This is a genomic window from Azovibrio restrictus DSM 23866, assembly GCF_000429665.1.
Taxonomy (GTDB): Bacteria; Pseudomonadota; Gammaproteobacteria; order Burkholderiales; family Rhodocyclaceae; genus Azovibrio; species Azovibrio restrictus.
Map to the genome: position 1 here is coordinate 215,384 of NZ_AUCH01000004.1, position 24,193 is coordinate 239,576.

The following is a 24,193-nucleotide window of genomic DNA, read 5'->3' on the forward strand; positions in this document are numbered from 1 at the left end:
CGTGATCGCCCGTGGGAGTTAGCATGACGGCTATGTCTAGCTTTGTGCTCAAGCCGGGTGGTATCCATTTTTATATGTTTTGCATCGCGATAGGTTGCTGCCATGGCCGGCTTCAAGCACCACTCCTACTACTTTCCAAAGACACAATAGGCCTCTCATGCCGGCGCTGTTCCAGTTCACCCTAACTCCACTTGAGCTCATCCAGCCATGGGGAGAACCTGGCGAGTATTGCTTGCACTGGTTTGGACTGACCGATGGGCAATACTGGATGGAAGTTGGCGCCAATAAGCTGTTTGAGTACAGCGAAAATGCCCGTGGCCTACTCGGCATATCAAGATATTGTGACTACCATGTGGTTCGGCTCTACGAAGATGTCCTTGAGATGGTGCCTCATGTCCTAGAGCCAGTTCCTTCATCGCTCGTTAAATACTTGTCCGGAGACATGGGGCGCGCATGGGATGAAAAGGCTTCATCGTGGTATTCCGAAGGCTGCGAACGTGACCGGTTTTGGGCGATTGCTGACGATGCTTCAGCATGGATTGGCAGTCGAACTCTGGACACCGGCTATCTTTCTCCTTCTACCAAGATACGCATGTGGTCAGATCAGTCGCTCGTGCATGTTGAGTGGGATAACACAGAAAAACTGATTCAAGGCTCTCCAGCTTGGTCTGCTAGCCGTGGCATCTTCTGTCTTAGCCGCGCAAAATTTTTGGCGGAGGTGCTCTCTTTTCACACTCGGCTTATGAAAAAGATGAGTGAGCGAGTTGAGAAAGTCCTCGCTGGGGCATTGCCGCCTGAAGTACAAGTCGATTTTTCTGGTCTTCAGAGAGAGCAAAGCGAACGATTTCGTTCGATCGAGACCGCTTTGAAAGAACTTGTTGTCCCCACCAATTGGCAGTCTGTTACCGAGGCTATCCATGAAATTGAAAGAAATACCTTCGATGTATAAACATCACGAGGGGATGGCTTGCAAGCTGTGCTGGCAGCCCTCTGACTTTCGGGTTTTGCCCGCCCTTCAGGCTAAACGCTATCCACTTTATGCGTCGATTATCGCTATCCAATAAGAAGCCTCGTGGAGTTTCGCGACAAATACGATCGCTTGAAAAATGGGCAACTCAATTTCAAGGATGGTTCCCAGAAGGTTTGCAAACCACAAACCGATATTGCAACTGGAAAATTCCAGTTCTGCGAAATCTGATTGAAGGTCGGCACACTTCACAGGAAATTAAGGTCAAGTGTGCTCAATGCCTCATAGACGCCTGTCATCGCCTAGTTAAAGCAAAACCAAATGCTGCAAATAGCTATCGAGTTACCTGCGTAATTTGCGTTCCAGATATGTTTACCAGTGAAATCTGTATATACCTTGATGAGGATTATTTCAGGAGTCATACTGACTGCGGTGTCAGTTCGCAAGGAGTGCATTCAGAGCGAATTACAGGTCGAAGCTTGGCGAAGGAATGGGGCTTATTGCTTCCGAGCGGAATTTCTGAAATTGGGACTCAAATTACATTTTCTGGTTACGATGACGGCTCAGATGCTTTCCAAGGAGAGCGATGGTTGTACGGTGAAATCGATGACTAACAACCCCTCAAGGCAGCTCCTTCTGATCGCTGGGCGCTGCGTGATAAAGCACCACGCAAGCGCCTCGTTCCTGAAATTACATGAGCTTCACCATTCGGTAGGTTGCAGAAATGCCGTTACCTCGCGTCTACGCTGACTTCAATGCAATTGAGTACCCTCCCGGTGCTTCGTTCGCGGAGATGCCTCTCACGGGGTTTGGCACGTTATCGAGCCTCGCAAGGCAACGCCTGCGACTGCTCGAGGGCATGGCAGTTGTCTTGTTCGAGCCGAATGACATCGAGTGTGAGGCAACGATCCATTTTGACAGGTCGAGAACCAACCCGGCGGGTACCTTGGGCGAGTGGGTTACTCGTTTTGATCCAAACTCTGTGCGATATCTTCCTCAAACGGGTGAGCCGCACTCCAACGAGCATCCTTGCATCGTGTGTGGCATGCCCTTCTTCGGGGAAGAGTGCGGCCGCACGTATAGCGATACTTGCATCAATTGCGGAGCCAGCGTTATGGAACCCATGCTTCCTCCCAACAGTGCAACTTAAACATTAACCGAAATGGATGGCCGCAAGCGGTGGTTCCTCCTCACGTCAAATGTGGATGCTGTAGACAGACCACAATGGAGAAAATTAACCATTAATCGGCAAAAGCCGATTTTTTAGCGTAACTAGGAGCAAGAAGATGGGGCCTCAAGCTGATGTCATCGTGCCTTTCAAGTGCGAAGCTTGCGGCCGTGATTTCCATCCTGCTGAAGGCGGGAAGTGTCGCCAGTGTGGCCGCCTTCTCTGTCTCGATCATTTCTCCCCTTCGGCATCTGAACCGATATGCGTGTCTTGTAGACCTCAGAGCAAGGTCGCTGATATTTCCGTTGCTGGTGCAGCGAAATTGTTTTTTGTTGTTTTTGCAATTCTGGTGTTTTTCGTATTTGTTTTGTATATTTGAGCGGTTAGCCTCGAGATATCAATAGTAATAAGTGTGAACAAGTTGTTTGCTGAGCGCTTAATTGACCCGGGTTAAATTTCATGGTGAAACGTATTGTTTTTGTTGATGTTGACGACACTTTGGTTCGTACAGTTGGGCACAAGCGTATTCCCATGCCCAGCGTAATTTCTCGAATTCGTGAGTTAAGCAGGACAGAAGTCGAAATGTATCTCTGGAGTTCTGGTGGTGCTGAATATGCGCGCAGTTCCGTAGTTGAGTTAGGCATTGAAAACTGCTTCATGGGCTTTCTGCCGAAGCCAGATGTCTATCTTGATGACCAGGCAGTGCACGAGTGGCGCTACTGTAAACATGTTCTCCCAAATAATGCTCAAAATATTTGACCTGCGGTCAGCTGTCCTTGAGTCGTTTTTTTCTGCTTCCGCTTGGTGGCCGCTGTCAATAATTGTTCGCCAGTTTGTTTAAGTCTTTAGAGCAGTTTTATGAAATTGCCCCATGGAATTAATCATGTTGGGGAATCTAATGCCTGGAGTTCCGTTTTGTCGGGCCGGATTTTTCTTGAAATTTCAAGGTTGGCTGTGAGGGCTGAGAAATTTTCCATGAGCTACTTTCTTCCATCCATGTCGAAAATTCTCCTGGCGGCAGGCTTGTTTTTCCTGGTACAGGGTGCTCGTGCCTGTGTTCAGCAAGAGGGCGAATGGAGTATTAATTTTTTTGTTGTTTTCTCGGTGCTTGTGGTTTTGTTGGCTGCCTCTCTGGGGTGGCTAGGGGGATGGATAAAAAGACGTAATTTCCCGGATGTTGACTTGTATCCGGCGGCTTTTGTGATGGCGCTGCTGTTGGCTTTGGCACTGGCGGGAATAGGGGCTTTTGTGGTTCCTGAGTTTGAAAAATTTTTTTTGCCGTTTGGATTTGAATTGCCTTCCCAAACAAAATTTGTTTTTGCGACTAGAAATGTGTTGTGGCTGCCTGTGCTTATTGTTGCCTTTATAAGAGTGTTTTCCAGAAACGGTTCTTGTCTAGCCATGAATTTTTTGCTGGTATCCGGGCTTGAGTTTGTGGCTCTGCTTTTGGTGATTGGTGCTCTTTATTCGCCGATATTCAGATTTGGGTCGATTTGTTCTTGAGTCTTTTCGGAGGATCGATGGCTTGGGCTTGCGGGTTTTATGAACTCGGTTTTGGGGAAAGGTTTCATGAGATACTTTGCTTCGATGCTGGGTGGTTTTGTTCTGGCCTCCCTTGTATTCATGCTGGTTTTATGCCCACGCGTGAAAAGTAATTGGTATGCCCAGGGGCGCGCAGAAGGTTATCTGGCGGCCAATGTGAGCATGTATAGAACCGCTGGTGAATATTTTTCCAGTGAAAACGCCGATTGTCAGTCAGTAGCAGTCCTCGGTGGGGCAAAACCTGATGTAATTGAAATTGTGGATTGCGGGACTTTTAGAAGCCTGCGGATTTTAAAAAAGTATTGATTTTTTTAAATTGGCTCAGTGGCTATTCCAAGGGGTCTGCTGGTTCGTGGCAAGGAGAGGTTTTAATAAAATGCAATTAATGGGAAAGGAGGCCATGGCGATAGCTTCTGCATGCGGCGTGGCGAAATTTTTTGGTATAGACATTAGAAAATATGAGCTATGTATTAGCGAAACCGAATTAAGTTATACCATTTCGTTTGTTGACATGGGAAAACCAGAAGGGTTTCGGGGCTCAAGAACTGGATTTCCTCAGCCTGTATTAAAAGTCGACAAAAATTCAGGGGAAATAATTGGGTATGACTTTTCTAGATAACATCTCGAAGGCCTGCTTTGCCAGGGAAGCACTCAGGATATTGGAATTTGCATATCATTGATTATAAACCTGCAAGCGTTGCCTACTTTCTATTCATCTATTCATCTGAGCAGTGAATGGTAATCCGGTCAAGGTGATCAAGGAGTGTTTCACGCAGGAAAGCATTCTGGCCCTTGAGGAAATTACAAAACACCAGAATATTATCGTGTCCGCAGACATTGAAGCCCTGAAAGCCTGTGCTGATGTCTGGGTCAATTGATTAGTGGGTCCTGGATAGGTAATGGTTCGCTTGCTTTTTTGCGGAGGTCTCGATGAGCGGCTTTGTTTGTTCCACTTGCGGGCAGTATCACGATGAACTGCCTTTGTGCTTTGGTGCCAGCGCGCCTGAGCTCTGGCTTTCGCTGCCCGAGGCCGAGCGCAATGCTCGTGGTGAGCTTACATCCGATCAGTGTGTACTGGATGACCAGTATTTTTTTGTCCTTGGCCGCATTATTCTTCCGGTTATCGATGGGCCTGGTCCATTTGTGTGAATTTCAGGGCCGAATATTAAATGCGCGGATGTTGTCTTTGCGGAAAAGTGCGGTTTGAAATTGAGGGTGACCGTTTCAAGCTATATCAATGCCATTGCTCGCTTTGCAGAAGGCGGAGTGGCTCATTGTCCAACGCTGCCACCATCGTGCCGGAAGAAAGTTTTCGCTGGCTTGGCGGTCGTGAACTGATTTCATCCTGGAAAAAGGAGTCAGGGTTCCGCACTGATTTTTGCTCGGTCTGTGGTTCGCCTGTGCCAAATCCACTCAGGAATTATCCGTATTTATGGGTCCCTGCCGGTTTGCTCGAAGGCGGTGATGGCCTGGAGATCGTGGCTCATTTGTGCGTGGATTCAAAAGCCTCCTGGAATATCTTGCCTCTTCAAGGAAAGTGCTATGGCGCACTGCCTGATTTTTCAGAGCTGCTCACCCTGTTGCGATCGGTCCACGATGCGTTTCCTCATAGAGGAAGTGCTTCTGTTTTAATACATGGATGATGCGATGAAATTTTATTCTAAAAACTCTCCTTGTATGGATTCTGGTTATGCGAATCTTTTTGATGGGTTTTGTTTTGATTCGGCTTACTTGATTTTTCTAAATGATAAAAATGTTGCAGCTCCCATTGTTCCGGCTTGCTTTTTTGTTGGTGGCGAACAGTTTGATGTTGATTTTTTTTGGGGGAGGTCGAATGATCCAAGTGAAGATTTAGTGAAGGTTTTTCGTGCTTATAAAAATAGAATTCCTGATGGCTATATTCCTATTTGCCATGTCAATGACGGTGATTATGTCTGCCTTGGAAAAGATGGTGGGGTTTATGTCTGGAGGAGAGATGTTAATGACTTGTATTTCGACCCCGGTTGCCCCAATTCTTATAAACCTCAGAATACAGATTTGCTGAAGGTTTCTAACAGTTTTTCTGAATTTTTTGAATCTATTTCTGAAAATAATGATTCTGACGATTTTTGTGCGTTTGATGATTATGAAAATCCGTCTTTGCCATTTGATGATGAGGATATAGAGGATGATTTTAATTGCCCGGCTTTGTTTTTTAAGCAAAGTCCGGATGCAATTTCTATTCAGCTTAGAAAGCTTGAGTTGTCTGAAAAAGGTAGAGAGTTGCTTAGGCTGTTTAGGTGTAGGGGATTGATTTGACAGAGTTATTTTTTTGCAATGACATGAATGCTGCACGAGGAAGGGCGGCGCATCTGGAAGCTCGTCGCCTGTAGGGGCGCGGCATCGAAGGTGCTGCCTTGGGGCACAATGGCTTCTGACTGAATGACGAGGATGCCCGGACCGGGCGGGATGACATGGATTACCAGACCCTTAAGGTGAGTTTCGACACGCGCGTCTGCCGCATCGCGCTGCATCGGCCGGAGGCGGGTAACAGCATTGACGGGCGGATGATCCTGGAGCTGGCGCAGGTGCTGGACCGGTGCGCCGGGGCGGGTTGCGGGGTGCTGGTGCTGGAGGGTGCGCCTGAGGTGTTCTGCAGCGGCGGGGATTTCGAGGCCCTGGCGGCGTCCAGCGCCGTGCCTGATCCGGCGCCGCTTTATGAACTCTGGCAGCGTCTGGCGACCGGGCCCTGGGTCAGTGTCGCCCTGGTGCGGGGGCGGGTCAATGCGGGCGGAGTGGGGTTCGTGGCCGCCTGCGACATGGTGCTGGCGGACCGGTCGGCGGCCTTCAGCCTTTCGGAGCTGCTGTTCGGCATCTTTCCCGCCTGTGTGCTGCCTTTCCTGGTGCGCCGCATCGGCCTGCAGAAGGCCCATTACCTGACTCTCTCGACCCGCCCCTTCCTGGCCGGGGAGGCCCTGGAGATGGGGCTGGTGGATGCCCTCGATGATGACCTGGAGGCCCTGTGGCGGCGCCATCTGCTGCGCCTGCAGCGGCTTTCGCCGGCAGCGGTGGCCCGCTACAAAACTTATCTGGCGGGCGTGGCGGGGCAACTGGAGGCGCTGAAGCCGGCGGCCCTGGAGGCCAACCGGGCCCTGTTCGGGGACCCGGTGGTGCAGGGGCATATCCGCCGTTACGTGGCCGAGGGCAAGTTTCCCTGGGAAGCCTGATCAGCGGGGGCGCAGGTCCACGGCCCGGCCCAGGGGCGAGACGGTGGGGGCCACCGGTGGGGCGGCCCGCTGCACGAAGTAGCGGTGCTGCAGGGCGATGCTGAGCAGGAAGATGAAGGCCTGATTTTCCTTGGTGCTGATCTCCGGGGCCGGGGTGTTCATGATCTTGCGGCTCAGGGCGGCCACGAACTTGCCGTCCAGGAAAGGGATCTTGGCCAGTTCGTCGGCGGAGAGCAGGGCGTCCAGGTAGTCGGGCCGGCAGTCGGCGAAGGCGGCGCTGTCGGGGGCCCGGTAGGGGAATTTGCGCTTGTGCAGGATGCTGTCCGGCAGCTGTTCCCGGAAGGCCTGGCGTAGCAGGCGTTTTTCTTCCATGCCGTCGTCGAAGCGCAGGTTCACGGCGGCGGCTAGTTCCACCACGGCGGGGTCCAGGAAGGGGCAGCGGTTTTCCACCCCGTGGGCGAGACTCATGCGCTCGCCCTGGGTGGAAAGCAGGTAGCCCGCCAGCAGGGTGCGGAATTCCAGCCATTGGGCCCGTTGTACCGGGCTCATGGCGTCGTAGCCGGGAGCCGCCGCCACCAGGGCGGAAACGGCCTGGAAGGGATCGCCGCCCCCCTTGATCAGGCGGGCCGAAAAGCGGCCGTTCTGGAAGCGCAGTTCGTGGGAGAACAGGCCCGGCAGCCGTTCTTCGGCGAACTGCTGGTAAAGGCCGGTGAGGGCGGCCAGGTCCTGGGAGCCGTAGTGGCCCAGGTGCGGATAGAGGCGGGCCAGGCAGGCCTGGCGCCGCTGCTCGTCCATGGCGGCCCATTCCCGGCGCAGCAGGGTTTCCTTGAACAGGTCGTAGCCGAGGAAGGCTTCGTCCGCCCCTTCGCCTGAGAGCACCACCTTGATGCCGGCGGCCCGGGTCTGGCGGGAGAGCAGGTACATGGGCACGAAGGCGCTGCGGAAGGCGGGTATCTCCGCGTGCCAAGCGGCGGCAGGAAAGTGTTCGACGATGTCCGCGTGGCGGATGCTCAGGGGATGGTGGCGGCTGCCCAGCAAGGCGGCCATCTCCCGCTGCTGGGCCGATTCGTCGTACTGGGGATCGGCGAACTCCACCGAGAAGGTGGATAGGGGATGGGCACTCAGTTCCCGGGCCAGCAGGGCCACCACGGCAGAATCCACGCCGCCGCTCAGGTATACCCCCACTTCCACGTCGCTGCGCAGGCGCAGGGCGACGCTCTGGCGCAGCCGCTCGCGGATCAGGTCCAGGGCCTCGGCCTCGCTGTCCACCCGGGTGCGGGCCTGGAAATCCAGCTGGGTGTAGGGGGTGATCCGGCGCTCCTGGCCCCGGACCCGCATCCAGCTGCCCACGGGCAGGTTGTGGATGTGGCGGAACCCGGTCTGTTCCGGAAGCGGAGTCCAGACGGCGACGATGGAGGCGAGCTGCTCCGGGTCATGCTCGAAGCTGAAACCGGGCAGGGCCAGGAAGGCCTTCATCTCCGAGGCAAACACCAGACCCTGGCCGTGGGGGGCGTAGAACAGGGGGCGCTTGCCCCAGGGGTCCCGGGCCAGGATCAGTTCGTCACTTTCCCGGTCCAGGAGGGCGAAGGCAAAGCCGCCGTTCAGCCTGGGCAGGCAGTCGGGGCCCCAGTGCAGCCAGGCCTGGAGCAGGACCTCGGTGTCGGAATGGGTCTGGAAACTGCATCCGGCGGCTTCCAGCTCGGCCCGCAGTTCCAGGTAGTTGTAGATCTCGCCGTTGTAGCACAGCCAGTAGCGGCCGCTGGGGTCGGAGAGGGGCTGGACGCCTGCCTCGATGTCGATGATGGCCAGCCGGGTGGAGCCCAGGGCGCTGCCGGGCGTGAGCACATGGCCGGTGGCGTCGGGGCCCCGGTGGGCGATGGCCCCCAGCATGCCCTGGATCAGGGCCGGGTAATCCTCTCCAGGCAGGGCGGCGTGATGAAAACCGGCGATGCCGCACATGGGCGGTTCAGATGGCGCCGGGGCCGCCGGCCCCCTGGGCGGTTTTCTGCTGCACGTAGGCGCGGATGCGGCTCAGGCTGGTGAGGATGTTGCCGGTCATCTCCTGCTCGGTGAAGCGGAAGCCGAATTCCTTTTCCAGGAAGCGGCACAGCTGCACGTACCCGAAGGAATCCATCACCCCTTCCTTGAACAGGTCGGTGTTTTCGGGGAAATCTTCGTCGAACTGGATCAGGAACTGCTGCTCGATGTAGTCACGGATTTTGTCGCTCATGGGACCTCGGCAGGTGTCAGGGGGTGAGGCAATATACCTTCCTCTTCATGCCGCCGGCAATGCGCGGTGCTATGCTGCGGCCGCGCCGGGCTGTGAGTGCCGGCCCGGACAGGAAAGGATTGCATGGATCACTGGTTTGCCGACGGGTTTCTGGGGGTCGGGCTGGCCCTCGCCGCCAGCGGCCTGCTGCTGCTCGGGCTCAACGTCCTGATTCGCCGGGGGCTGCGGGCGCCCCGGGTGGAACCGGACGCCACGCCCGCCGACCTGGGGCTGGCCTACCGGCAGGTCAGCATTCCCACCTGCCGGGGGCGCAAGCTGGGGGCCTGGCTGCTGCCGGCCGACCCCGGGGCTCCGGCCCTGATCCTGCTGCACGGCTGGGGCGGCAACAGCGCCATGATGCTGCCCCTGGCGGCGCCCCTGCACCTGGCCGGCTACACCCTGTTGTGTGTCGATGCCCGCAACCACGGCATGAGCGAGGCGGACAATTTCAGCTCCATGCCCCGCTTTGCCGAGGACCTGGCCCAGGCCCTGGCCTGGCTGCGGCAGCAGCCCGGGGTGGATGCGTCCCGGATCGGCCTGGTGGGGCATTCGGTGGGGGGCGCGGCGGTGCTCCTGGCGGCCTCCCGGGAAGCGGGCGTGGGCGCCGTGGTCAGCCTGTCGGCCTTCGCCCATCCGCGCAGCATGATGCGCCGCTGGCTGGCCGGCATGGGCATTCCCTATCTGCCGCTGGGCTGGTACATGCTCCGCTACGTGGAGCACGCCATCGGCCACCGCTTCGATGCCATTGCCCCGGTGCACACCGTGGCCCGGGTGGCCTGCCCAGTGCTGCTCGTGCATGGGGATGCGGACGACACGGTGCCCCTGGCCGATGCCCGGGCCATCCTCGCGGCCGGCCGGGAAGGGCGGGTGGAGCTGCTGGAGCTGCCCGGGGGGCATGACGAGTTCGCCGCCCTGGAAGCCCATCTGCCCCGCCTGCTGGCGTTCCTGGCCCAGCATCTGGGGCCGCCCCGGGCCTGAGACCCGGCCAGTCCCAGGGCTGGAGTCTGCCCCGGGGGGGCGGTAAGCTGTCGCCATCAAACCCTTTTCGACAAGGAGGCCCGCCATGGGCACGGAACAGTCAAACAGCCGGCGCAAGCTGCGCGGGGTCAATCTGGGCAGCTGGCTGCTGCTGGAAAAATGGATGGTGCCCAGCCTGTTCGAGGGCCTGGAAGCCACCGACGAGACCACCTGGTGCGCCGAACTGGGCGAGGCCGCCCCGGAGCGCCTGCGGCGGCACTGGGACAGCTTCATTACCCGGGAGGATTTCGCCTGGATCGCCGCCCGGGGCCTGAACGCGGTGCGCATCCCCGTGGGCCACTGGATCTTCGGGCCCGACTATCCCTACCACCCCAAGTACGGGGCCAATCCCCATCCCTTCGTGACCGGCGGCATCCAGGTGCTGGACCGGGCCATGGACTGGGCCGGGGAGTTCGGCCTGGGGGTGGTGCTGGACCTGCACGGGGCCCCGGGCTGCCAGAACGGCTTTGATAACGGCGGCATCAAGGACGTGTGCGAATGGCACACCAAGGTGGAGTACCTGGAGCACACTCTCTCTGTGCTGGAGCGCCTGGCCGGGCGTTACCGGGGGCATCGGGCCCTGGCTGCCATCGAGGTGCTCAACGAGCCCCGCTGGGATGTGCCCACCGACTACCTGAAAGCCTTTTACCTGGCCGCCTACGAGCGCATCCGCCGCCACTGCCCGGCGGAACAGGTGGCGGTGGTGTTCCACGACGGATTCCGTTCCTACCGGGAATTCCTCGGTTTCATGCAACCGCCCCAGTGGCAGAACGTGATCTTCGACCTGCACCGCTACCAGTGTTTCGACCGGCGCGACATCGACAGCGACATCTACGGCCACCTGCACAAGGCGGCAGGGGAATGGCGGGACGAGGCGGATTCCATCAACGCCGCCCTGGGCCTGCCGGCCATCTGCGGCGAGTGGAGCCTGGGGCTGGACCTGAAAGTGGTCTCCCTGTGGGCCGAGGGACCCTACAACCACGCCCTGGAGCACATGGACGGCTTCCAGCAGGATCTGGCCTACCGGGCTTACGCCGCCGCCCAGCTGCTCAGCTTCGAAAAGTACCTGGGCTGGTTCTTCTGGAGCTACAAGACGGAAACCACCCCGGCCTGGTGCTTCCGGGATTGTGTCGAGCGGGGCTGGTTGCCCTCCCGCTTCGACTGATCCGGCCCCCCGGTCTCAGGCCGCTGGGACGGGGCGCCGCAGCTCCAGCCGGCGGTGGTAGCAGCGCGACAGGCCGTCGTGCTGGCTGATGTGGAGCAGCGTGGTGTCGGGCAGCTCGTGGTGTAGCAGCTCCAGGGTGCTGGCCTCGTCCTTCAGGTCGAAGGCGTCGGTGGCCTCTTCGATGAACACCCAGGCCGGGCGCTGCAGGAACAGCCGCGCCAGCCCCAGGCGCTGCTGGGTGCGCAGGGGCACGGCACGGCTCCAGTCCTCGCTTTCATCCAGACGTGGCGCCAGCCAGGCGATGCCGGCGCATTCCAGGGCCCGGTGCAGGCTGGCCTCGCTGTAGCGGCGCTCCTCGTGGGGATAGCTGAGCACGGCCCGCAGGCTGCCCTGGGGCAGGAAGGGATGCTGGGGCAGGAACATCATCTCGCTGCCCTCGGGCAGTCGGATTTCGCCCCGGCCCCAGGGCCACAGGCCGGCCACCGCCTTGAACAGGGCAATGGTCAGGGCCGGGTCTCCGGTGATCAGCAGCCGCTCCCCGTGGTGCACGTGCAGGTCCAGGGGTCCCAGCAGGGGCTGGCCGGCGGGTGTGTCCAGGGCCAGCTGGCGGAACTCCAGGCTGGTCTGGCGAGAGGGCTGCAGGTGCACCCGGGTTTCGTTCGGGGCGCTGGCCTGTTCCTCCCGTTCCAGGGTCTGCATGTCCCGGTACAGGGCGACGATGCGGTCCACCGAGGCCCGGCAGCGGGCCAGCTCTCCCAGGTTGTCCACCGGCCAGGAGAGAGCCGAGGTGAGGCGCTGGAAAGCCTGGGCGGCCTGCATCAGGATGCCCAGGGACATGGCGCCGGCCATGTACTGGGGCGCGGCGATGAGGATGGGAAAGACCGGCAGCAGGGTGCCGTAGCCGGTGGAGAAGGAAACGATGCCCAGGTAGGCCAGGGTCTGCCGGTTCCAGCCCCGGCTCACGTCAGCGAACAGGCGCCGGGCGCTGCGCCGTTCGTGGCCTTCCCCGTGCATCAGGGCGATGGCCTCCGAGTGTTCCCGGGCCCGGGCCAGGCCGAAGCGCAGGCTGGCTTCCACCGCCTGCAGATGGTTGGTGGTGCGGATCAGGGAGCGGCCCAGGAGCAGTCCCAGGGCGGCGCCCAGGCCGGCGTAAAGGAAGGCAGCCAGGACCAGGTAGCCGGGAATCTGCACCCCGGTGCCGGGCAGGGGGGCGCTGCCGGAGACGGCCAGCAGGATCTCCACGAAGCTGCCCAGGATCAGCAGGGCGTAGAGCAGGGTATGGGCCAGGGCCACGGCCACCTCGGTGGCGATGCGGATGTCCTCGGCAATGCGGCCGTCCGGGTTGTCGTGCTCGCCGCCCAGGAGTTGCAGCTTGTAGTGGTGCGACTGGGCCATCCAGTGCTCCAGCAGCAGCTCGGTCATCCAGCGCCGCCAGTCCAGCTGCAGCCAGCGTTTGACGTGCAGGTGCAGGGCGGTGACCCCCATGGTCAGGAGGAAGATCAGGGCGAACACCAGGGTCAGGTAGGGCAGCTCGGCGAACACCCGCGCTTCCAGGGCGTCGAACAGGTCCCGGTGCCAGTAGCTGATCCAGATGGCCAGGGCCACCTGGGCCAGGGTGAGCAGGATCAGCAGCAGCACGGCGCCGCGCACGCTCCACTTGTTGCCGTCGTTCCAGTAGGTCCGGGCCATGGCGGCGAACTGCCGGCCGGCTCCCGGGGTGAAGGTGGGGCTCATGGGCGCGCCTCCCCGGTCAGACGGGCGGCGACGCTGGCGGCGCCCAGCAGGCCCAGGTATTCGTTCAGCACCACCTGCAGGGGCAGCTGTTCCAGCAGGGTGCGCATCGGCGGCTTGTCGGTGAAGGCGGCCCGCACGGCGGGCTGGAGCAGGAAGGGCAGGATGCGCGGGGCGATGCCGCCGCTCAGGTACACCCCGCCCCGGGGCAGGCTGGCCAGGGCCAGGTTGCCGGCGGCTGCGGCCAGCAGCCGGGCGAACAGGTCCACGGCCGCGGCGGCCTGGGGTTCGCCGGCCAGGGCGGCAGCGCTGATGGAAGGGGCCGCCCGGGGAGCCGGCAGGGTGCCGGCGGGCAGCCCGGCCAGGAATCCGTAGAGCCGTTCCAGCCCGTGTCCGGAGAGCAGCAGTTCCAGGCTGACCCGGGCGTGCCGGGGCTGCAGGTGGCGCAGCAGGGCCAGCTGCTGCTCATCCCGGGGGGCGAAGTCCATGTGCCCGGCCTCGCTGGGGAGGATCAGGGGGGCGTGCTCCGGGCCGGCCAGGAGCGCCATGCCCAGCCCCGTGCCGGCACCGATCAGCAGGCGCGGGCCGTGGGGATCGGGCTGGCCCGGCTGCAAGGTGCGCAGGTCGGTTTCAGCCAACAGCGGCAGCCCATGGGCTTGGGCCTCGAAATCATTGATGCAGCACAGTTCCTGGATCTGGAAGCGGGCTTCCAGGGCGTCGGCATCCAGCACCCAGGGCAGGTTGGTCATGGGCACCTGCCGCCCCTGCACCGGGCCGGCCAGAGCGAGGCAGGCGGCGGTGGGCTGTTCCCCGGGGGCCAGAAACGCGGCCAGCAGGCTTTCCAGGTCGGGGAAGTCCGGGCTGTTCCAGACCACCCGGCGCAGCTCGCGCCAGCCCCCGGGGCGGGTTTCTCCCAGCAGCAGGCGAGCCCGGGAACCGCCGATGTCGGCGGCCAGAAAGATCATCGCGGCTCTCCGTGGGGCGGGTGCAGGGCGCTGGGGTAGGGCATGGGGGCGGTGTGGTCGGGCATGAAGGGTTGGGTTCGGTGGTGGCGGTTTACGGGGCGGCCCGGCGGAAGGTCAGGTTGAAGCGGCATTCGCCCACCAGGTCATGGCAGCCGGGCTGGATGGCTTGCACCCCATGGAAGCGGAGCCGGGCCGGGCCGCCCCAGACCAGCACATCTCCATGTTCCAGCAGCAGCTTTTGGGTCCGCTCGTTGCGCGCCAGCCCTCCCAGGAGGAACAGGGCCGGCAGGCCGAAGGAGAAGGAGACGATGGGCTGGCTGAAATCGGCCTCATCCCGGTCCTGGTGCAGGCCCATGCGGGCGCCTGGAGCGTAGCGGTTGATCAGGCAGGCGTCCGGCGCGAAACAGGGAAAGCCGGCTGCAGCCGCGGCGCTCACTGCCGCCTGGCGCAGGGCCTCAGGCATGGGCGGCCAGGGCTGCTCCCGTTCCGGGTCCCGGGCCGCGTAGCGGTAGCCCTGCCGGTCGGTGACCCAGCCCAGGGGGCCGCAGTTGGTCATGGCCACGGACATGCTCTGGCCTCCCGGCGTGCGCATGTGACGCGGGGGCGCCTGGGCCAGCACCTCGTCCACCTGGGCCAGGAGCGCAGCCGCCGGGGCGGTGAGCCGGGCCTTGAACAGCACCACCCCGGGGGCCGGGTCCAGGCGTTCCGGGGTGACGGGCAGTCCGGCGAACAGGTCCGGGGTCATGGGGTCCGGCTCCCGGCCCGGGCCCGATGGGCAGCCGCCAGGGCTAGGCGGGCCAGGGCAAGCAGGGTCTGGTCGTCTTCCATGGCCTCCGCATCCGGGGCAAGAAAACTGAGCCGCACCGGGCGGCCCTGGCGCTGGTAGACGAAGGGCTCCATGCCCCGGGCCTGGAACAGGGGCAGGTTGCCGGCATCGGCCTTCAGGTAGAGGACTTCGTCGAGCACCAGGCCGAACATGGCACCCTCCTGGAACAGGCCATGGCCGCTGAACATGCGCCGCACCTGCAGGGGGCCCAGGGGCCGCAGCCGGTCGCAGAGGTAAAGGGTGAATTCGTCGCTGGCCATGGGGGAGGGCGGTAGCCGTAGCAAAAGACGGATGATAGCCGGCTCCGGCTTTCCCTGTCCGGGTCGGGGAACTGGCCGCCGCTTCGTTTCATGCCGTTCGATTGACTTCGGTCCGGCCCGACCTACAATCCCGTGTCCCCTCGCATGCGGACAGGACATCCTGCCTTCTTCGAACTCGTATCCATGGGCGGATGAATGCTGTTCTCCTGGTCATCAAGAATCTCTGCTCATGAAATTGACGAACTACCGGAATGCCGCCACATCAGTTTTCGAAATGACCCCCAGGGAAAAGGGGAGAATGTGGTCGGGTCTTTCCGGTGTGTTTTTTTCTCTGGCCGTCGCTTCGTACCTCTCGCTGCCGTCTGAACCGGCAACCGGCCGCTGGGCTTGGCTGCACAACCTTTTCTTGCAGCAGTTCGGTCCTTCGGGAGACCTGATCCTTTATCTGGTGCTGGGGGGCGCTAGTCTTCTTGCCGCATCCTGGCAGTTTTTCTCCGGTTCCAGTCGATGAGCTGCATGCTGATGCATCGCTTCCCCTTGCCTGGGCCATTCCAGCCGGCAATGCGAATGGGCACGGCCGGGGTTAATAACTGGATTTGCTCTTTCATGCGCCAATTCATCCTCCCGGTCTTCCTGGTTCTTTCTATCCCCCTCGTGGCCCAGGCAGAAGTCGAGTGCACCGATAGACCGGAGTGCTGGCCGGAAGGGAGCGCCATGCACACCGGGCTTTTGCTGGCTAGGCAGCTGGAGCAGGCTGAAGCGCTCCTGGCACGCCAACATGATGCGCTGCTAAAACTCGTGACGGTTTCGGCCCATGGGGATAGCCGGCTGCTCAACGCCCTCGGCGCCCAGCAGGCGGCGTGGCTCAACTATCGAGGCGAGGAATGCGAGTTGATCGGTGCCCTCACGGGGGCCGGTGGTAGCTGGCCTTCCACCTATGCGCTCCGGTGCAAGCTCAATCACACGGAGCAGCGCCTGCGCCGGGTGCGTTCCGCCTTCCGCTGCGTGTCGAACATGCCGCCGGAACAGCGGGTCTGGGACCAGAACCGGTGCCTGCAGCAGCTTGCGCCCCTCACCAACAAGTAAGTCAGCCCAGGGCGGTGTGCCGATGCTGACAGGTATGGGCCGGCCTCGCCTGGAGCTCGGGGTTGCCGGACGGGCCCTGTGCCTGGCCATGGCCCTGCTGTTCCCCTGGAGCCTGCGGGCGGAGGTGGAGAGTACCTGCTATGGCCGGACGGCCCAGGGGCGGCTGGAAAACGGAGTGCGGCTGCCGGCCTCGGGCGCCAATTTCAGCGCCTACAGTGCCCTGGCCCCGGTGCTCGGGCGGACCTACGTCCATTCCCGCGTGGCCCGGGTGGTGCTGGCCGCCTACGGGGCCCTGGAGCAGGCCAGCCCGGGCAAGGTATTCGTGTATGGGGAAACCGGCTGGGCCGAGGGAGGACCTTTCAAGCCCCATCGCACCCATCAGAACGGGCTGTCGGTGGATTTCATGGTGCCGGTGGTGGATGGCAAGGGGCATTCCGTGCCCCTGCCCGGCGGGGTGGGGAACCAGTTCGGCTACGGCATCGAGTTCGACGGGCAGGGCCGTTACGGAGAGTACCGGCTGGATTTCGCCGCCCTGGCCGAGCATCTCTACCAGCTGCACCGGGCCGCCCAGGCCCAGGGGGTCGGCATTGCCCAGGTGATCTTCGAGCCCGCCTACCTGCCCGCCCTGCTGTCCCCCCCCCGGGGGCCCTACCTGCGCGCCCGGCTGCGCTTCATGAAGAAGCCGGCCTGGATCCGCCACGACGAGCACTACCACGTGGATTTTGCCGTGCCCTGCAAGCCCATGCCCCGGAGCGCCGGTGCCGGCGGCTCCGGGCGGGGCTAGTTTTCAGGCCAGGGCCTGGGCCACCTGGGCGGCCAGGGGAGTGCTGGGGCGGCCGATCAGCTGGCTCAGCTGGCGGCTGTCGTCGTAGAGCCCGCCCCGGGCAGCGCCGCTGTCCGACTCGGCGAGCAGGACGGCCAGGCCTTCCGGCAGGCCGGCACCGAGCAGGGCGGCCCGGTAATCGGCCTCGGGCAGGTCCTGGTAGCGCACCGGCTTGCCGGCCTGGCGGCTGATTTCTGCTGCCAGTTCAGCCAGGGTGTAGGCGCTGTCCCCCGCCAGTTCGTAAATGCGGCCGGCCTGGTCGGGGCGGGTGAGCACGGCTGCTGCGGCGGCGGCGTAGTCGGCCCGGGCGGCCGAGGCGATCCGTCCCTGGCCGGCGCAGCCCAGCAGCACACCGTGTTCCAGGGCCACCGGCAGGCTGGCCAGGTAGTTCTCGGTGTACCAGCCGTTGCGCAGGATCACGTGGGGCAGGCCGGAAGCCTGGAGCCGGGCTTCGGTGGCCTTGTGCTCGGCGGCCAGGGGCAGGGGGGAGCTGTCCGCATGCAGCAGGCTGGTATAGGCCAGCAGTGCCACCCCGGCCTGGCGGGCGGCGTCGATGACGGCCTCGTGCTGGGGCAGGCGGCGTCCCACCTCGCTGCTGGAGATGAGCAGCAGCTTTTCCGTGCCCGCAAAGGCGGCGGCCAGGGTTTCCGGCCGGTCGTAATCGGCCTGGCGCAGCTGCACACCCAGGGCTTCCAGGTCCCGAGCCTGGTCCGGGCGGCGCACGGCGGCGACGATGTTCCGGGCGGGAAGCTGTTGCAGCAGATTGTGGATGACCAGGCGGCCGAGCTGGCCATTGGCACCGGTGATGGTGATCATGATCGGGTTTCCTTTGTTGTGGGGAAGCGGCAGAATAGCGTTGTCGCTAACCAAAAGTAAGTACGCACCGAAAGGTAAGTGTGAAATGCATGAAGTTGCAGAGCCCCCTGAATCCGGCATCCTGGCCGCAGCCATGGCCCGGGGCGACCTGTTTGCGGAGCAGTGCCCGTCCCGGGAAATCCTCAACCACGTGACCAGCCGCTGGGGCGTGCTGCTTCTGGTGGCCCTGCTGGGAGGCACCCATCGTTTCAGCGACCTGCGCCGCAAGGTGAATGGGATCAGCGAGAAGATGCTGGCCCAGACCCTTCAGTGGCTGGAGGCGGATGGTTTCGTGGAGCGGCAGGCCTATCCGGTGATTCCGCCCAAGGTGGAGTACCGGCTGACGCCTCTGGGGGAGGAGGTGGGGCGCAAGGTGGAGGCCCTGGCGGACTGGATAGAAGTGAATCTGCCCGCCATCCTGGCGGCCCGGGCGGGCCGTACTACGCCGGAAGAATGAAAAAACCCGCGCCGGGGCGCGGGTTGCGAGGGAGGGAGCCGGATCAGCGGCTGATGGGTTTGTAGCGGATGCGCTTGGGCTTGGCGCCTTCTTCGCCCAGGCGGCGCTTCTTGTCTTCCTCGTATTCCTGGAAGTTGCCGGTGAAGAAGGTCCATTGGGAGTCGCCCTCGGCGGCCAGGATGTGGGTACAGATCCGGTCCAGGAACCAGCGGTCGTGGGAGATCACCAGGGCGCAGCCGGGGAACTCCAGCAGGGCGTCTTCCAGGGCGCGCAGGGTTTCCACGTCCAGGTCGTTGGAGGGTTCGTCCAGCAGCAGCACGTTGCCGCCGGCCATCAGGGTCTTGGCCAGGTGCAGCCGGCCCCGCTCGCCGCCGGAGAGGTTGCCCACCAGCTTGCCCTGGTCGCCGCCCTTGAAGTTGAAGCGGCCGATGTAGGCCCGGCTGGGCATCTCGAACTTGCCGATCTGCAGGATGTCCCGGCCTTCGGCCAGTTCGTCGAACACGGTCTTGCTGCCGTCCAGGCAATCCCGGGACTGGTCCACGTAGGCCATCTTCACGGTCTGGCCGATCTTCACCTCGCCGGAGTCGGGTTGCTGCTGGCCGGTGATCATCTTGAACAGGGTGGATTTACCCGCCCCGTTGGGACCGATGATGCCGACGATGGCGCCGGGGGGAATGGTGAAGCTGACGTTGTCCATCAACAGCTTGTCGCCGAAGGACTTGGTGACGCCATTGAATTCGATGACCTGATCCCCCAGGCGCTCGCCCACGGGGATGAAGATTTCCTGGGTTTCGTTGCGCTTCTGGTATTCGTGGCTGGACATTTCCTCGAAGCGGGCCAGACGGGCCTTGGACTTGGCCTGGCGGGCCTTGGGGTTGGAGCGCACCCACTCCAGTTCCTGCTTCATGGCCTTCATGTGGGCGTCGATCTGCTTGTTCTCGGTCTCCAGGCGCGCTTCCTTCTGTTCCAGCCAGGAGGAGTAGTTGCCCTTCCAGGGGATGCCTTCGCCCCGGTCCAGTTCGAGAATCCACTCGGCGGCGTTGTCCAGGAAGTAGCGGTCGTGGGTGACGGCCACCACGGTGCCGGGGAAGCGCACCAGGAATTGCTCCAGCCATTCCACGGATTCCGCGTCCAGGTGGTTGGTGGGTTCGTCCAGGAGCAGCATGTCGGGCTTTTCCAGCAGCAGCTTGGCCAGGGCGACGCGCCGCTTTTCGCCGCCGGAGAGGACGCCGATCTTGGCCTCCCAGGGGGGCAGGCGCAGGGCGTCGGCGGCGATTTCCATCTGGTGTTCCACATCGCTGCCGGAGGTGGCGATGATGGCTTCCAGGCGGGCCTGTTCTTCGGCCAGCTTGTCGAAGTCTGCATCGGGCTCGGCGTAGGCGGCGTACACCGCTTCCAGCTTGGCCTGGGCGGAGGTGACCTCACCCAGGGCGGATTCCACTTCTTCCTTGACGGTTTTTTCCGGGTCCAGCTGGGGCTCCTGGGGCAGGTAGCCGATGGAGATGTTGGGTTGCCACTGGACTTCCCCGTCATACTCCTTTTCCACCCCGGCCATGATCTTCAGCACGGTGGATTTACCCGCGCCGTTCAGGCCCAGGAGGCCGATCTTGGCGCCGGGGAAGAAGGAGAGGGAAATATCCTTGATGATCTGCCGCTTGGGCGGGACGATTTTGCTGACGCGCAGCATGGACATCACGTATTGGGCCATGGGTGCTTTCTCGAAAAGTTAGAGACCGGTGAAAAGGAGGGACAGGGCGGCAAGCAGTGCTTCCCGCTCTGCAGATAGGTTGCAAATGGGTTGGTGCAGGCTTTGCACCGGCATCGCGGCCAGGTCCTGGACCCGTACGAAATAGTTGTCACCTGCCACCTGGACCAGTGGATTGAGCCGGAGGATGGGTTTGCCTTCCCGGTGGCTGCGCAGGGGCGCGACCACCACCTTGTCCAGGCGTTCCAGCAGATCACTTTGCAGGACGACCAGATAGGGCAGTCGTTCACAGCTGTCCGGATTGGGGTTGGGATAGACATCGAATTGATGCATCAGAAGGCCCTCTGGTCCTTGCTCCAGAGACCGTGTTCCGCATTTTCCCGGTTATAGGCTTCGATGGCCGCCTGGTTCTGGTCCAGCCACTCGGCTTCCCGCTGTTTCTTCAGTTCCGCCAGGAGGGCATTTTCCAGGGTCTGGGACAGGTTGATCTTGCGGGCCCGAGCCTCTTCCAGCAGGTCCACCCGGATGCTGAGGTTGGTGGCTTTCTTGGCGGGGGAGGTCATGGCAGGCTCCTGTGCATCATGAATGCGCATATGGTGCGCGCATCCAGTGGGTGCGTCAAATCTGGACCGGGGCGGAAGGGGTGGGCTTCGGCTCTTTTTCCGGCCAGTAGGCGGCGATCTGGCAACCCAGGGCAGCCCAGTAGGGAATGGTTTCCAGGAGCAGCACGGCGATCCAGGCCTTGGCTGCCGGGTCGTGGGTGCCCAGGGTCAGGGCGGTGATCCAGGCGCTCAGCAGCAGGGCGGTCAGGAGGCCCATTTCCTCCCGGATCGGGGAGAAGAAGGCCAGTCCCCCCTTGGCCTTCCAGCCCTTGGGGGTGACTACGAAAGTACCTTTCTTCTTGACGATGCCGGCAAAGATGCCCCGGGCGATGGCGTGGGATATCCCGGCCGAGAGCAGCGATGCCCCGGCGATGTCCATCCAGGGGCAGTCCATGGTGCGCCGGTAGAGAATGGGGCCCAGGGCCGCCTTGAAGGCCATGAAGCCGAGCATGGGCACCACCAGCAGCACCACCGGCAGGCCGAAGGACTTGGGGGCCAGCAGCATCAGGATGGTCCAGACCAGGGAGGCGAAGGTGAATACCAGCTGCAGGGCGTCCCCGAACCAGGAGAACCAGCCAGTGAGGAAGTGGTAGCGCTGGGCCAGGTTGAGTTTGCTGGGGCCCAGCAGGGCGGGCAGGTGGGCTTTCAGGATCTGCATGGCGCCAAAGGCCCAGCGGAAACGCTGGCTCTTGATGGCGGCAAAATCGGCGGGGGTCAGGCCCTTGCCCAGCACATGGTCCACGTAGCGGGTGTCGAAGCCCTGGCGCAGCAGCCGCAGGCCCAGTTCGGAATCCTCGCAGATGCACCACTCGGACCAGCCGCCCAGGTCGTCCAGGGGTTTCCTGCGCACCAGGGTCATGGTGCCGTGCTGAATCAGGGCGTTGCGCTCGTTCCTGTGGTGCATGCCGATGCGGAAGAAGCCGTCGAACTCCCAGTTGCACATGCGCCGGAAAGGCTGCTTCTCCCAGTTGCGGTGGGCCTGGGGCGCCTGCACCACCGCCACGTCCGGGGCTTCCACGAAGTGGGGGATGAGGGTGGACAGCCAGTCCGGGTCCACCACGTAATCGGCATCCACCACCCCGACCACCTGGGCCCGGGGATCGGTTTCCTTGAGGGCGAAGTTGAGGGCTCCGGCCTTGAAGCCAGGCCAGGGGCGCAGGTGGAAGAAGCGGAAGTTGGGGCCCAGGGTGGCCATGTGGGCTTCCACCGGCTTCCACAGAGCTTCGTCAGCGGTATTGTTGTCGATCACCAGCACTTCGAAATTGCGGTAATTCATGCGCGCCAGGCTGTCTATGGTTTCGATCACCATCTCCGGCGGCTCGTTGTAGCAGGCCAGGTGGATGGAGACGAAGGGCTCCTGTTCCGGCGGCAGGGGCGGCAGGGGGGTGAAGCGGCGCTTCCAGACGTGCTTGAACAGCACTTCCCCGAATTCGTAGCCGTGGGCCAGCAGCACGGAGATGGTGATCAGGGTGGCGGCAATCAGCAGGGCCAGGGCGATCAGGTCCCGCTGGCTCAGGTAATAGTCAGCGGGAATGTTGATGCCGAGTACCACGGTGGTGACGCAGGCCTGGATCAGGATGGCCAGCCAGAGGCGGCCTATGAAGCTCCAGCTGCCCAGGATGAGGGCCACTAGCAGCATGGGCACGAAGGCGTACAGGGAGGCGTTGTAAGCCTTCTCCTGCCAGCGGATGTCCCGGGGCACGGCGCCCTCCAGGGAGAACTTGAGTTCCCGCTCCGCGTTGAACACGCCCCAGTAGGCCCCGGCCCAGCTCTCAGTTTCTACCTTCCAGGGCTGGTCTATGGCCTCCATGATGAAGTAGTCCAGCTTCAGGGTCCGTTCCGAAGCCAGGAAATTGCGGATGAACTGGGCCTCGTTGGCCCGGGAGGGGACTGCGCCGCCAATGACCGTGCCCCGGCTGGGCCAGCCGATTTCGCCGATGAGGATCTTCTTCTTCGGGAAGGCGGCCGCCACCTCGTCGTAACGCTGCATCGCGTATTCCAGAGCCTTATCTGCCGGCACCCCTTCGTGGTAGGGGAGCAGGTGCACGGTGATGAAGTCCACGTGCTTCACCAGTTCCGGGTACTTGAGCCAGACATGCCAGGGTTCGGCGGTGGAGACGGGTTTTCTGGTGGCCTTCTTCACCTGCTGCAGCAGGGGAATCAGGGTCTCCGGCTTCATCATGTTAGTCAGGATGGTTTCGTTGCCGACGATGATCCGTTCCACGTGCTTGTACTGGCGGGCCAGCTGGATGCCGGCTTCCACCTCCCGGGCGTTTTTCTCCTCGTCCCGGTCCAGCCAGATGCCGTTGGTCACCTTGAGGCCGCGAAATCCGGCCAGGGGCACGACCGCCGGGTAGTCCAGGCTGCTGTAGGTGCGCAGCCGGTTGGTGTAGTTGGCCAGCAGGTCCACGTCCCCGGCCAGCTCTGCCTCGCTCGGGTAGCTGCCGGTCAGAGGGCTCTGGTGGCGCTGGTAACCGGCGTAGGCAAAGCCCTTGACCTCCTGTTCCGCATCGGTGATGTAAGCGCTGCGGTTGGCCCATTCCCACAGGGCGTACTGGGCGAAGGCGACAAAACCGGCAATGACCAGGGCCGTAAACAGGCGTAGCAACAGTTGGACGAAACGTTTCATGGGAATCCGTGGCGGAGCCGCTCCTTCAATTGGCCTGAGGCGTGGCGGTGAAGCCCAGGCGGATGCGGTTTCCGGGGGTCAGGGGCTGGTAGTCCAGGCTGGCGGGGAGTTGCTGAATCAGCGCCAGACCCACTCCGGCTTCCTCCGGCACAGGGGAGGGCGGGGGCGTCTGGCGCGGGTCGAAGCAGGGTGCATGGTCGGTGTAGACGAGCCAGGCCAGGCCCTGTTCCACCTCCAGATCCAGGTCGATCTCCCCGTCGCAGGCCTGGCCGTGGCCGTGCTGCAGGGTATTCAGGAACAATTCTTCCAGAACCAGCTGCAGGCGCAGCTGCAGTTGTGAGTCCAGACCCAGTTTGCTGCCGCTATACTCCAGCCATTCCATGGCTGCCGCGAGCTGCTCCGGCCGGGCGGTCAATCTGAAGTGTTCTTGTTGGCTCAATTGCATAAGCATGGGGAGGGTTACAGGCATGATTAAACCACAATGGCTGCTGGCAGCCGTGATCGGATTGGCGGCGAGTCCGTTGCTGGCGGCCGATTCGGCGGGAACGGTGAAGCGCGTGAGCGGCGATGTGCAGGTGGAGCGGGGTAGCGAGCGGCTCAAGGCGGCGCCGGGCATGGCCCTGTACGTGGCCGACCAGGTGCGCACCGGGGCCGACGGCGCCGTGGGCATCACCTTGCGGGATGAGACCCTGCTCTCAGCGGGGGCCAACTCCCTCCTGGTCCTGGACCAGTTCAGTTTTGACCAGACCACCCATGGGGGCAAGCTCCAGGCCACCCTGAAGCGGGGCAAGCTGGCGGTGGCGACGGGCAAGCTGGCCAAGTCTGCCCCGGAGAACGTGGAATTCCGCACCCCCGACAGCATCCTCGGGGTGCGGGGCACCGAATTCGCCCTGGAGGTGGCCGGTCATGGGGAATGAGAT

At 62.1% G+C, this 24,193-nt stretch carries 29 protein-coding genes; 17 read left to right on the forward strand and 12 right to left on the reverse strand.

The window, feature by feature from the left end:
• Positions 1-157 precede the first annotated feature (157 nt).
• The 10 genes from G474_RS23220 (at position 158) to G474_RS0105875 (ending at position 6,883) form a co-directional block, all read left to right on the forward strand.
• The gene (locus G474_RS23220) at positions 158-949 is read left to right on the forward strand and encodes a DUF5984 family protein (RefSeq protein ID WP_156919169.1); all 792 of its coding nucleotides are present in this window, start codon (positions 158-160) and stop codon (positions 947-949) included.
• An 89-nt stretch (positions 950-1,038) separates the two neighbouring features.
• Positions 1,039-1,581 carry a DUF3916 domain-containing protein gene (locus G474_RS24560; RefSeq protein WP_084513585.1) on the forward strand — a complete coding sequence of 181 codons (543 nt, stop codon included), beginning with the start codon at positions 1,039-1,041 and terminating at the stop codon, positions 1,579-1,581.
• A gap of 672 nt (positions 1,582-2,253) precedes the next feature.
• The gene (locus tag G474_RS23225; RefSeq protein ID WP_156919170.1) at positions 2,254-2,514 is read left to right on the forward strand and encodes a hypothetical protein; all 261 of its coding nucleotides are present in this window, start codon (positions 2,254-2,256) and stop codon (positions 2,512-2,514) included.
• An 80-nt stretch (positions 2,515-2,594) separates the two neighbouring features.
• Positions 2,595-2,894: a DUF705 domain-containing protein gene (locus G474_RS21905; protein ID WP_051281944.1), complete on the forward strand. Its 300-nt coding sequence runs from the start codon at positions 2,595-2,597 to the stop codon at positions 2,892-2,894.
• A 216-nt stretch (positions 2,895-3,110) separates the two neighbouring features.
• Positions 3,111-3,638, forward strand: a complete 528-nt coding sequence (locus G474_RS23230; protein WP_156919171.1) for a hypothetical protein — start codon at positions 3,111-3,113, stop codon at positions 3,636-3,638.
• Between the two features lie 66 nt (positions 3,639-3,704).
• Positions 3,705-3,983 (forward strand): hypothetical protein, encoded by a 279-nt coding sequence (locus G474_RS23235; RefSeq protein ID WP_156919172.1) that lies wholly within the window; start codon positions 3,705-3,707, stop codon positions 3,981-3,983.
• A gap of 624 nt (positions 3,984-4,607) precedes the next feature.
• Entirely contained in the window at positions 4,608-4,826 is a 219-nt protein-coding gene (locus tag G474_RS22625) for a DUF2199 domain-containing protein (RefSeq protein WP_084513586.1), read from the forward strand.
• 20 nt (positions 4,827-4,846) lie between these two features.
• On the forward strand, positions 4,847-5,320 hold the full coding sequence (locus G474_RS21910) for a GFA family protein (RefSeq protein ID WP_051281946.1): 474 nt from the start codon (positions 4,847-4,849) through the stop codon (positions 5,318-5,320).
• Between the two features lie 4 nt (positions 5,321-5,324).
• A complete protein-coding gene (locus G474_RS22630; protein WP_169729498.1) occupies positions 5,325-5,975 on the forward strand; it encodes an SMI1/KNR4 family protein in 651 nt (216 codons plus the stop codon).
• Between the two features lie 155 nt (positions 5,976-6,130).
• On the forward strand, positions 6,131-6,883 hold the full coding sequence (locus G474_RS0105875) for an enoyl-CoA hydratase/isomerase (RefSeq protein ID WP_026686160.1): 753 nt from the start codon (positions 6,131-6,133) through the stop codon (positions 6,881-6,883).
• Here the strand turns inward: G474_RS0105875 and asnB are convergent, their stop codons facing one another.
• Together asnB and G474_RS0105885 are read right to left on the reverse strand one after the other, a co-directional pair.
• The gene (gene asnB / locus G474_RS0105880) at positions 6,884-8,842 is read right to left on the reverse strand and encodes an asparagine synthase (glutamine-hydrolyzing) (RefSeq protein WP_026686161.1); all 1,959 of its coding nucleotides are present in this window, start codon (positions 8,840-8,842) and stop codon (positions 6,884-6,886) included. It abuts the gene before it with no gap.
• Positions 8,843-8,849: 7 nt separating this feature from the next.
• On the reverse strand, positions 8,850-9,113 hold the full coding sequence (locus G474_RS0105885; RefSeq protein WP_026686162.1) for an acyl carrier protein: 264 nt from the start codon (positions 9,111-9,113) through the stop codon (positions 8,850-8,852).
• A gap of 123 nt (positions 9,114-9,236) precedes the next feature.
• Between G474_RS0105885 and G474_RS0105890 the strand changes: the two genes are divergently transcribed.
• Positions 9,237-10,130, forward strand: a complete 894-nt coding sequence (locus tag G474_RS0105890; RefSeq protein WP_026686163.1) for an alpha/beta hydrolase — start codon at positions 9,237-9,239, stop codon at positions 10,128-10,130.
• Positions 10,131-10,215: 85 nt separating this feature from the next.
• Positions 10,216-11,334, forward strand: coding sequence for a glycoside hydrolase family 5 protein (locus G474_RS0105895; RefSeq protein WP_026686164.1), 1,119 nt, complete (start codon positions 10,216-10,218; stop codon positions 11,332-11,334).
• Between the two features lie 15 nt (positions 11,335-11,349).
• Here the strand turns inward: G474_RS0105895 and G474_RS19745 are convergent, their stop codons facing one another.
• From G474_RS19745 to G474_RS0105915, 4 genes are all read right to left on the reverse strand, one after another.
• Positions 11,350-13,068, reverse strand: coding sequence for an ABC transporter ATP-binding protein/permease (locus tag G474_RS19745; protein ID WP_043463352.1), 1,719 nt, complete (start codon positions 13,066-13,068; stop codon positions 11,350-11,352).
• The gene (gene glk / locus G474_RS0105905; protein WP_026686165.1) at positions 13,065-14,030 is read right to left on the reverse strand and encodes a glucokinase; all 966 of its coding nucleotides are present in this window, start codon (positions 14,028-14,030) and stop codon (positions 13,065-13,067) included. The genes G474_RS19745 and glk overlap by 4 nt, the downstream gene beginning before the upstream one ends.
• Before the next feature lie 91 nt (positions 14,031-14,121).
• Positions 14,122-14,775 (reverse strand): DNA oxidative demethylase AlkB, encoded by a 654-nt coding sequence (gene alkB, locus G474_RS0105910; protein ID WP_026686166.1) that lies wholly within the window; start codon positions 14,773-14,775, stop codon positions 14,122-14,124.
• Positions 14,772-15,116 (reverse strand): TfoX/Sxy family protein, encoded by a 345-nt coding sequence (locus tag G474_RS0105915; RefSeq protein WP_026686167.1) that lies wholly within the window; start codon positions 15,114-15,116, stop codon positions 14,772-14,774. Before G474_RS0105915 ends, alkB begins: the two co-directional genes overlap by 4 nt.
• Before the next feature lie 229 nt (positions 15,117-15,345).
• Here G474_RS0105915 and G474_RS22635 point away from each other — a divergent pair, with 229 nt between their 5' ends.
• From G474_RS22635 to G474_RS19750, 3 genes are all read left to right on the forward strand, one after another.
• Positions 15,346-15,627 carry a hypothetical protein gene (locus G474_RS22635; protein ID WP_084513588.1) on the forward strand — a complete coding sequence of 94 codons (282 nt, stop codon included), beginning with the start codon at positions 15,346-15,348 and terminating at the stop codon, positions 15,625-15,627.
• Positions 15,628-15,830: 203 nt separating this feature from the next.
• Complete coding sequence (locus G474_RS23750; RefSeq protein ID WP_169729499.1) at positions 15,831-16,202, forward strand: lysozyme inhibitor LprI family protein; 372 nt, start codon at positions 15,831-15,833, stop codon at positions 16,200-16,202.
• A gap of 34 nt (positions 16,203-16,236) precedes the next feature.
• A complete protein-coding gene (locus G474_RS19750; RefSeq protein WP_084513590.1) occupies positions 16,237-16,986 on the forward strand; it encodes a penicillin-insensitive murein endopeptidase in 750 nt (249 codons plus the stop codon).
• Positions 16,987-16,989: 3 nt separating this feature from the next.
• Here G474_RS19750 and G474_RS0105935 read toward each other — a convergent pair whose 3' ends face one another.
• Positions 16,990-17,841: an SDR family oxidoreductase gene (locus G474_RS0105935; protein ID WP_026686169.1), complete on the reverse strand. Its 852-nt coding sequence runs from the start codon at positions 17,839-17,841 to the stop codon at positions 16,990-16,992.
• Between the two features lie 85 nt (positions 17,842-17,926).
• Here G474_RS0105935 and G474_RS0105940 point away from each other — a divergent pair, with 85 nt between their 5' ends.
• Entirely contained in the window at positions 17,927-18,337 is a 411-nt protein-coding gene (locus G474_RS0105940; protein ID WP_026686170.1) for a winged helix-turn-helix transcriptional regulator, read from the forward strand.
• Between the two features lie 43 nt (positions 18,338-18,380).
• Here G474_RS0105940 and ettA read toward each other — a convergent pair whose 3' ends face one another.
• The 5 genes from ettA to G474_RS0105965 are packed head-to-tail and all read right to left on the reverse strand — an operon-like array spanning position 18,381 to position 23,742.
• Entirely contained in the window at positions 18,381-20,045 is a 1,665-nt protein-coding gene (ettA, locus tag G474_RS0105945) for an energy-dependent translational throttle protein EttA (protein WP_026686171.1), read from the reverse strand.
• A gap of 18 nt (positions 20,046-20,063) precedes the next feature.
• Positions 20,064-20,375 (reverse strand): CcdB family protein, encoded by a 312-nt coding sequence (locus tag G474_RS0105950; RefSeq protein ID WP_026686172.1) that lies wholly within the window; start codon positions 20,373-20,375, stop codon positions 20,064-20,066.
• Positions 20,375-20,605 carry a type II toxin-antitoxin system CcdA family antitoxin gene (locus tag G474_RS0105955; RefSeq protein ID WP_026686173.1) on the reverse strand — a complete coding sequence of 77 codons (231 nt, stop codon included), beginning with the start codon at positions 20,603-20,605 and terminating at the stop codon, positions 20,375-20,377. Before G474_RS0105955 ends, G474_RS0105950 begins: the two co-directional genes overlap by 1 nt.
• 55 nt (positions 20,606-20,660) lie before the next feature.
• Complete coding sequence (locus tag G474_RS19755; RefSeq protein WP_043463355.1) at positions 20,661-23,273, reverse strand: glycosyltransferase; 2,613 nt, start codon at positions 23,271-23,273, stop codon at positions 20,661-20,663.
• A 25-nt stretch (positions 23,274-23,298) separates the two neighbouring features.
• Positions 23,299-23,742 (reverse strand): ATP-binding protein, encoded by a 444-nt coding sequence (locus G474_RS0105965; protein ID WP_084513592.1) that lies wholly within the window; start codon positions 23,740-23,742, stop codon positions 23,299-23,301.
• On the opposite strand from G474_RS0105965, the gene G474_RS0105970 reads away from it, so the two are divergent.
• Positions 23,741-24,190, forward strand: coding sequence for a FecR family protein (locus G474_RS0105970; RefSeq protein WP_026686175.1), 450 nt, complete (start codon positions 23,741-23,743; stop codon positions 24,188-24,190). The two genes, G474_RS0105965 and G474_RS0105970, sit on opposite strands and share 2 nt — an antisense overlap.
• The last annotated feature ends 3 nt before the right edge of the window (positions 24,191-24,193 follow it).

Excerpts from the sequence above, each read along its gene's own strand:
- G474_RS0105875 (WP_026686160.1), top strand. The coding sequence starts at position 6,131 with ATGGATTACCAGACCCTTAAGGTGAGTTTCGACACGCGCGTCTGCCGC.
- G474_RS0105970 (WP_026686175.1), top strand. The coding sequence starts at position 23,741 with ATGATTAAACCACAATGGCTGCTGGCAGCCGTGATCGGATTGGCGGCG.
- G474_RS0105965 (WP_084513592.1), bottom strand. The coding sequence starts at position 23,742 with ATGCCTGTAACCCTCCCCATGCTTATGCAATTGAGCCAACAAGAACAC.
- G474_RS23220 (WP_156919169.1), top strand. The coding sequence starts at position 158 with ATGCCGGCGCTGTTCCAGTTCACCCTAACTCCACTTGAGCTCATCCAG.
- G474_RS23225 (WP_156919170.1), top strand. The coding sequence starts at position 2,254 with ATGGGGCCTCAAGCTGATGTCATCGTGCCTTTCAAGTGCGAAGCTTGC.
- G474_RS0105895 (WP_026686164.1), top strand. The coding sequence starts at position 10,216 with ATGGGCACGGAACAGTCAAACAGCCGGCGCAAGCTGCGCGGGGTCAAT.
- G474_RS0105885 (WP_026686162.1), bottom strand. The coding sequence starts at position 9,113 with ATGAGCGACAAAATCCGTGACTACATCGAGCAGCAGTTCCTGATCCAG.
- glk (WP_026686165.1), bottom strand. The coding sequence starts at position 14,030 with ATGATCTTTCTGGCCGCCGACATCGGCGGTTCCCGGGCTCGCCTGCTG.
- G474_RS22625 (WP_084513586.1), top strand. The coding sequence starts at position 4,608 with ATGAGCGGCTTTGTTTGTTCCACTTGCGGGCAGTATCACGATGAACTG.
- G474_RS19755 (WP_043463355.1), bottom strand. The coding sequence starts at position 23,273 with ATGAAACGTTTCGTCCAACTGTTGCTACGCCTGTTTACGGCCCTGGTC.
- G474_RS0105935 (WP_026686169.1), bottom strand. The coding sequence starts at position 17,841 with ATGATCACCATCACCGGTGCCAATGGCCAGCTCGGCCGCCTGGTCATC.
- G474_RS0105950 (WP_026686172.1), bottom strand. The coding sequence starts at position 20,375 with ATGCATCAATTCGATGTCTATCCCAACCCCAATCCGGACAGCTGTGAA.
- alkB (WP_026686166.1), bottom strand. The coding sequence starts at position 14,775 with ATGACCCCGGACCTGTTCGCCGGACTGCCCGTCACCCCGGAACGCCTG.
- G474_RS0105915 (WP_026686167.1), bottom strand. The coding sequence starts at position 15,116 with ATGGCCAGCGACGAATTCACCCTTTACCTCTGCGACCGGCTGCGGCCC.
- G474_RS22630 (WP_169729498.1), top strand. The coding sequence starts at position 5,325 with ATGAAATTTTATTCTAAAAACTCTCCTTGTATGGATTCTGGTTATGCG.
- ettA (WP_026686171.1), bottom strand. The coding sequence starts at position 20,045 with ATGGCCCAATACGTGATGTCCATGCTGCGCGTCAGCAAAATCGTCCCG.
- G474_RS19745 (WP_043463352.1), bottom strand. The coding sequence starts at position 13,068 with ATGAGCCCCACCTTCACCCCGGGAGCCGGCCGGCAGTTCGCCGCCATG.
- G474_RS22635 (WP_084513588.1), top strand. The coding sequence starts at position 15,346 with ATGAAATTGACGAACTACCGGAATGCCGCCACATCAGTTTTCGAAATG.
- G474_RS0105890 (WP_026686163.1), top strand. The coding sequence starts at position 9,237 with ATGGATCACTGGTTTGCCGACGGGTTTCTGGGGGTCGGGCTGGCCCTC.
- G474_RS24560 (WP_084513585.1), top strand. The coding sequence starts at position 1,039 with ATGCGTCGATTATCGCTATCCAATAAGAAGCCTCGTGGAGTTTCGCGA.
- G474_RS21905 (WP_051281944.1), top strand. The coding sequence starts at position 2,595 with ATGGTGAAACGTATTGTTTTTGTTGATGTTGACGACACTTTGGTTCGT.
- G474_RS21910 (WP_051281946.1), top strand. The coding sequence starts at position 4,847 with ATGCGCGGATGTTGTCTTTGCGGAAAAGTGCGGTTTGAAATTGAGGGT.
- asnB (WP_026686161.1), bottom strand. The coding sequence starts at position 8,842 with ATGTGCGGCATCGCCGGTTTTCATCACGCCGCCCTGCCTGGAGAGGAT.
- G474_RS0105955 (WP_026686173.1), bottom strand. The coding sequence starts at position 20,605 with ATGACCTCCCCCGCCAAGAAAGCCACCAACCTCAGCATCCGGGTGGAC.
- G474_RS19750 (WP_084513590.1), top strand. The coding sequence starts at position 16,237 with ATGGGCCGGCCTCGCCTGGAGCTCGGGGTTGCCGGACGGGCCCTGTGC.
- G474_RS23235 (WP_156919172.1), top strand. The coding sequence starts at position 3,705 with ATGAGATACTTTGCTTCGATGCTGGGTGGTTTTGTTCTGGCCTCCCTT.
- G474_RS0105940 (WP_026686170.1), top strand. The coding sequence starts at position 17,927 with ATGCATGAAGTTGCAGAGCCCCCTGAATCCGGCATCCTGGCCGCAGCC.
- G474_RS23230 (WP_156919171.1), top strand. The coding sequence starts at position 3,111 with ATGAGCTACTTTCTTCCATCCATGTCGAAAATTCTCCTGGCGGCAGGC.
- G474_RS23750 (WP_169729499.1), top strand. The coding sequence starts at position 15,831 with ATGCACACCGGGCTTTTGCTGGCTAGGCAGCTGGAGCAGGCTGAAGCG.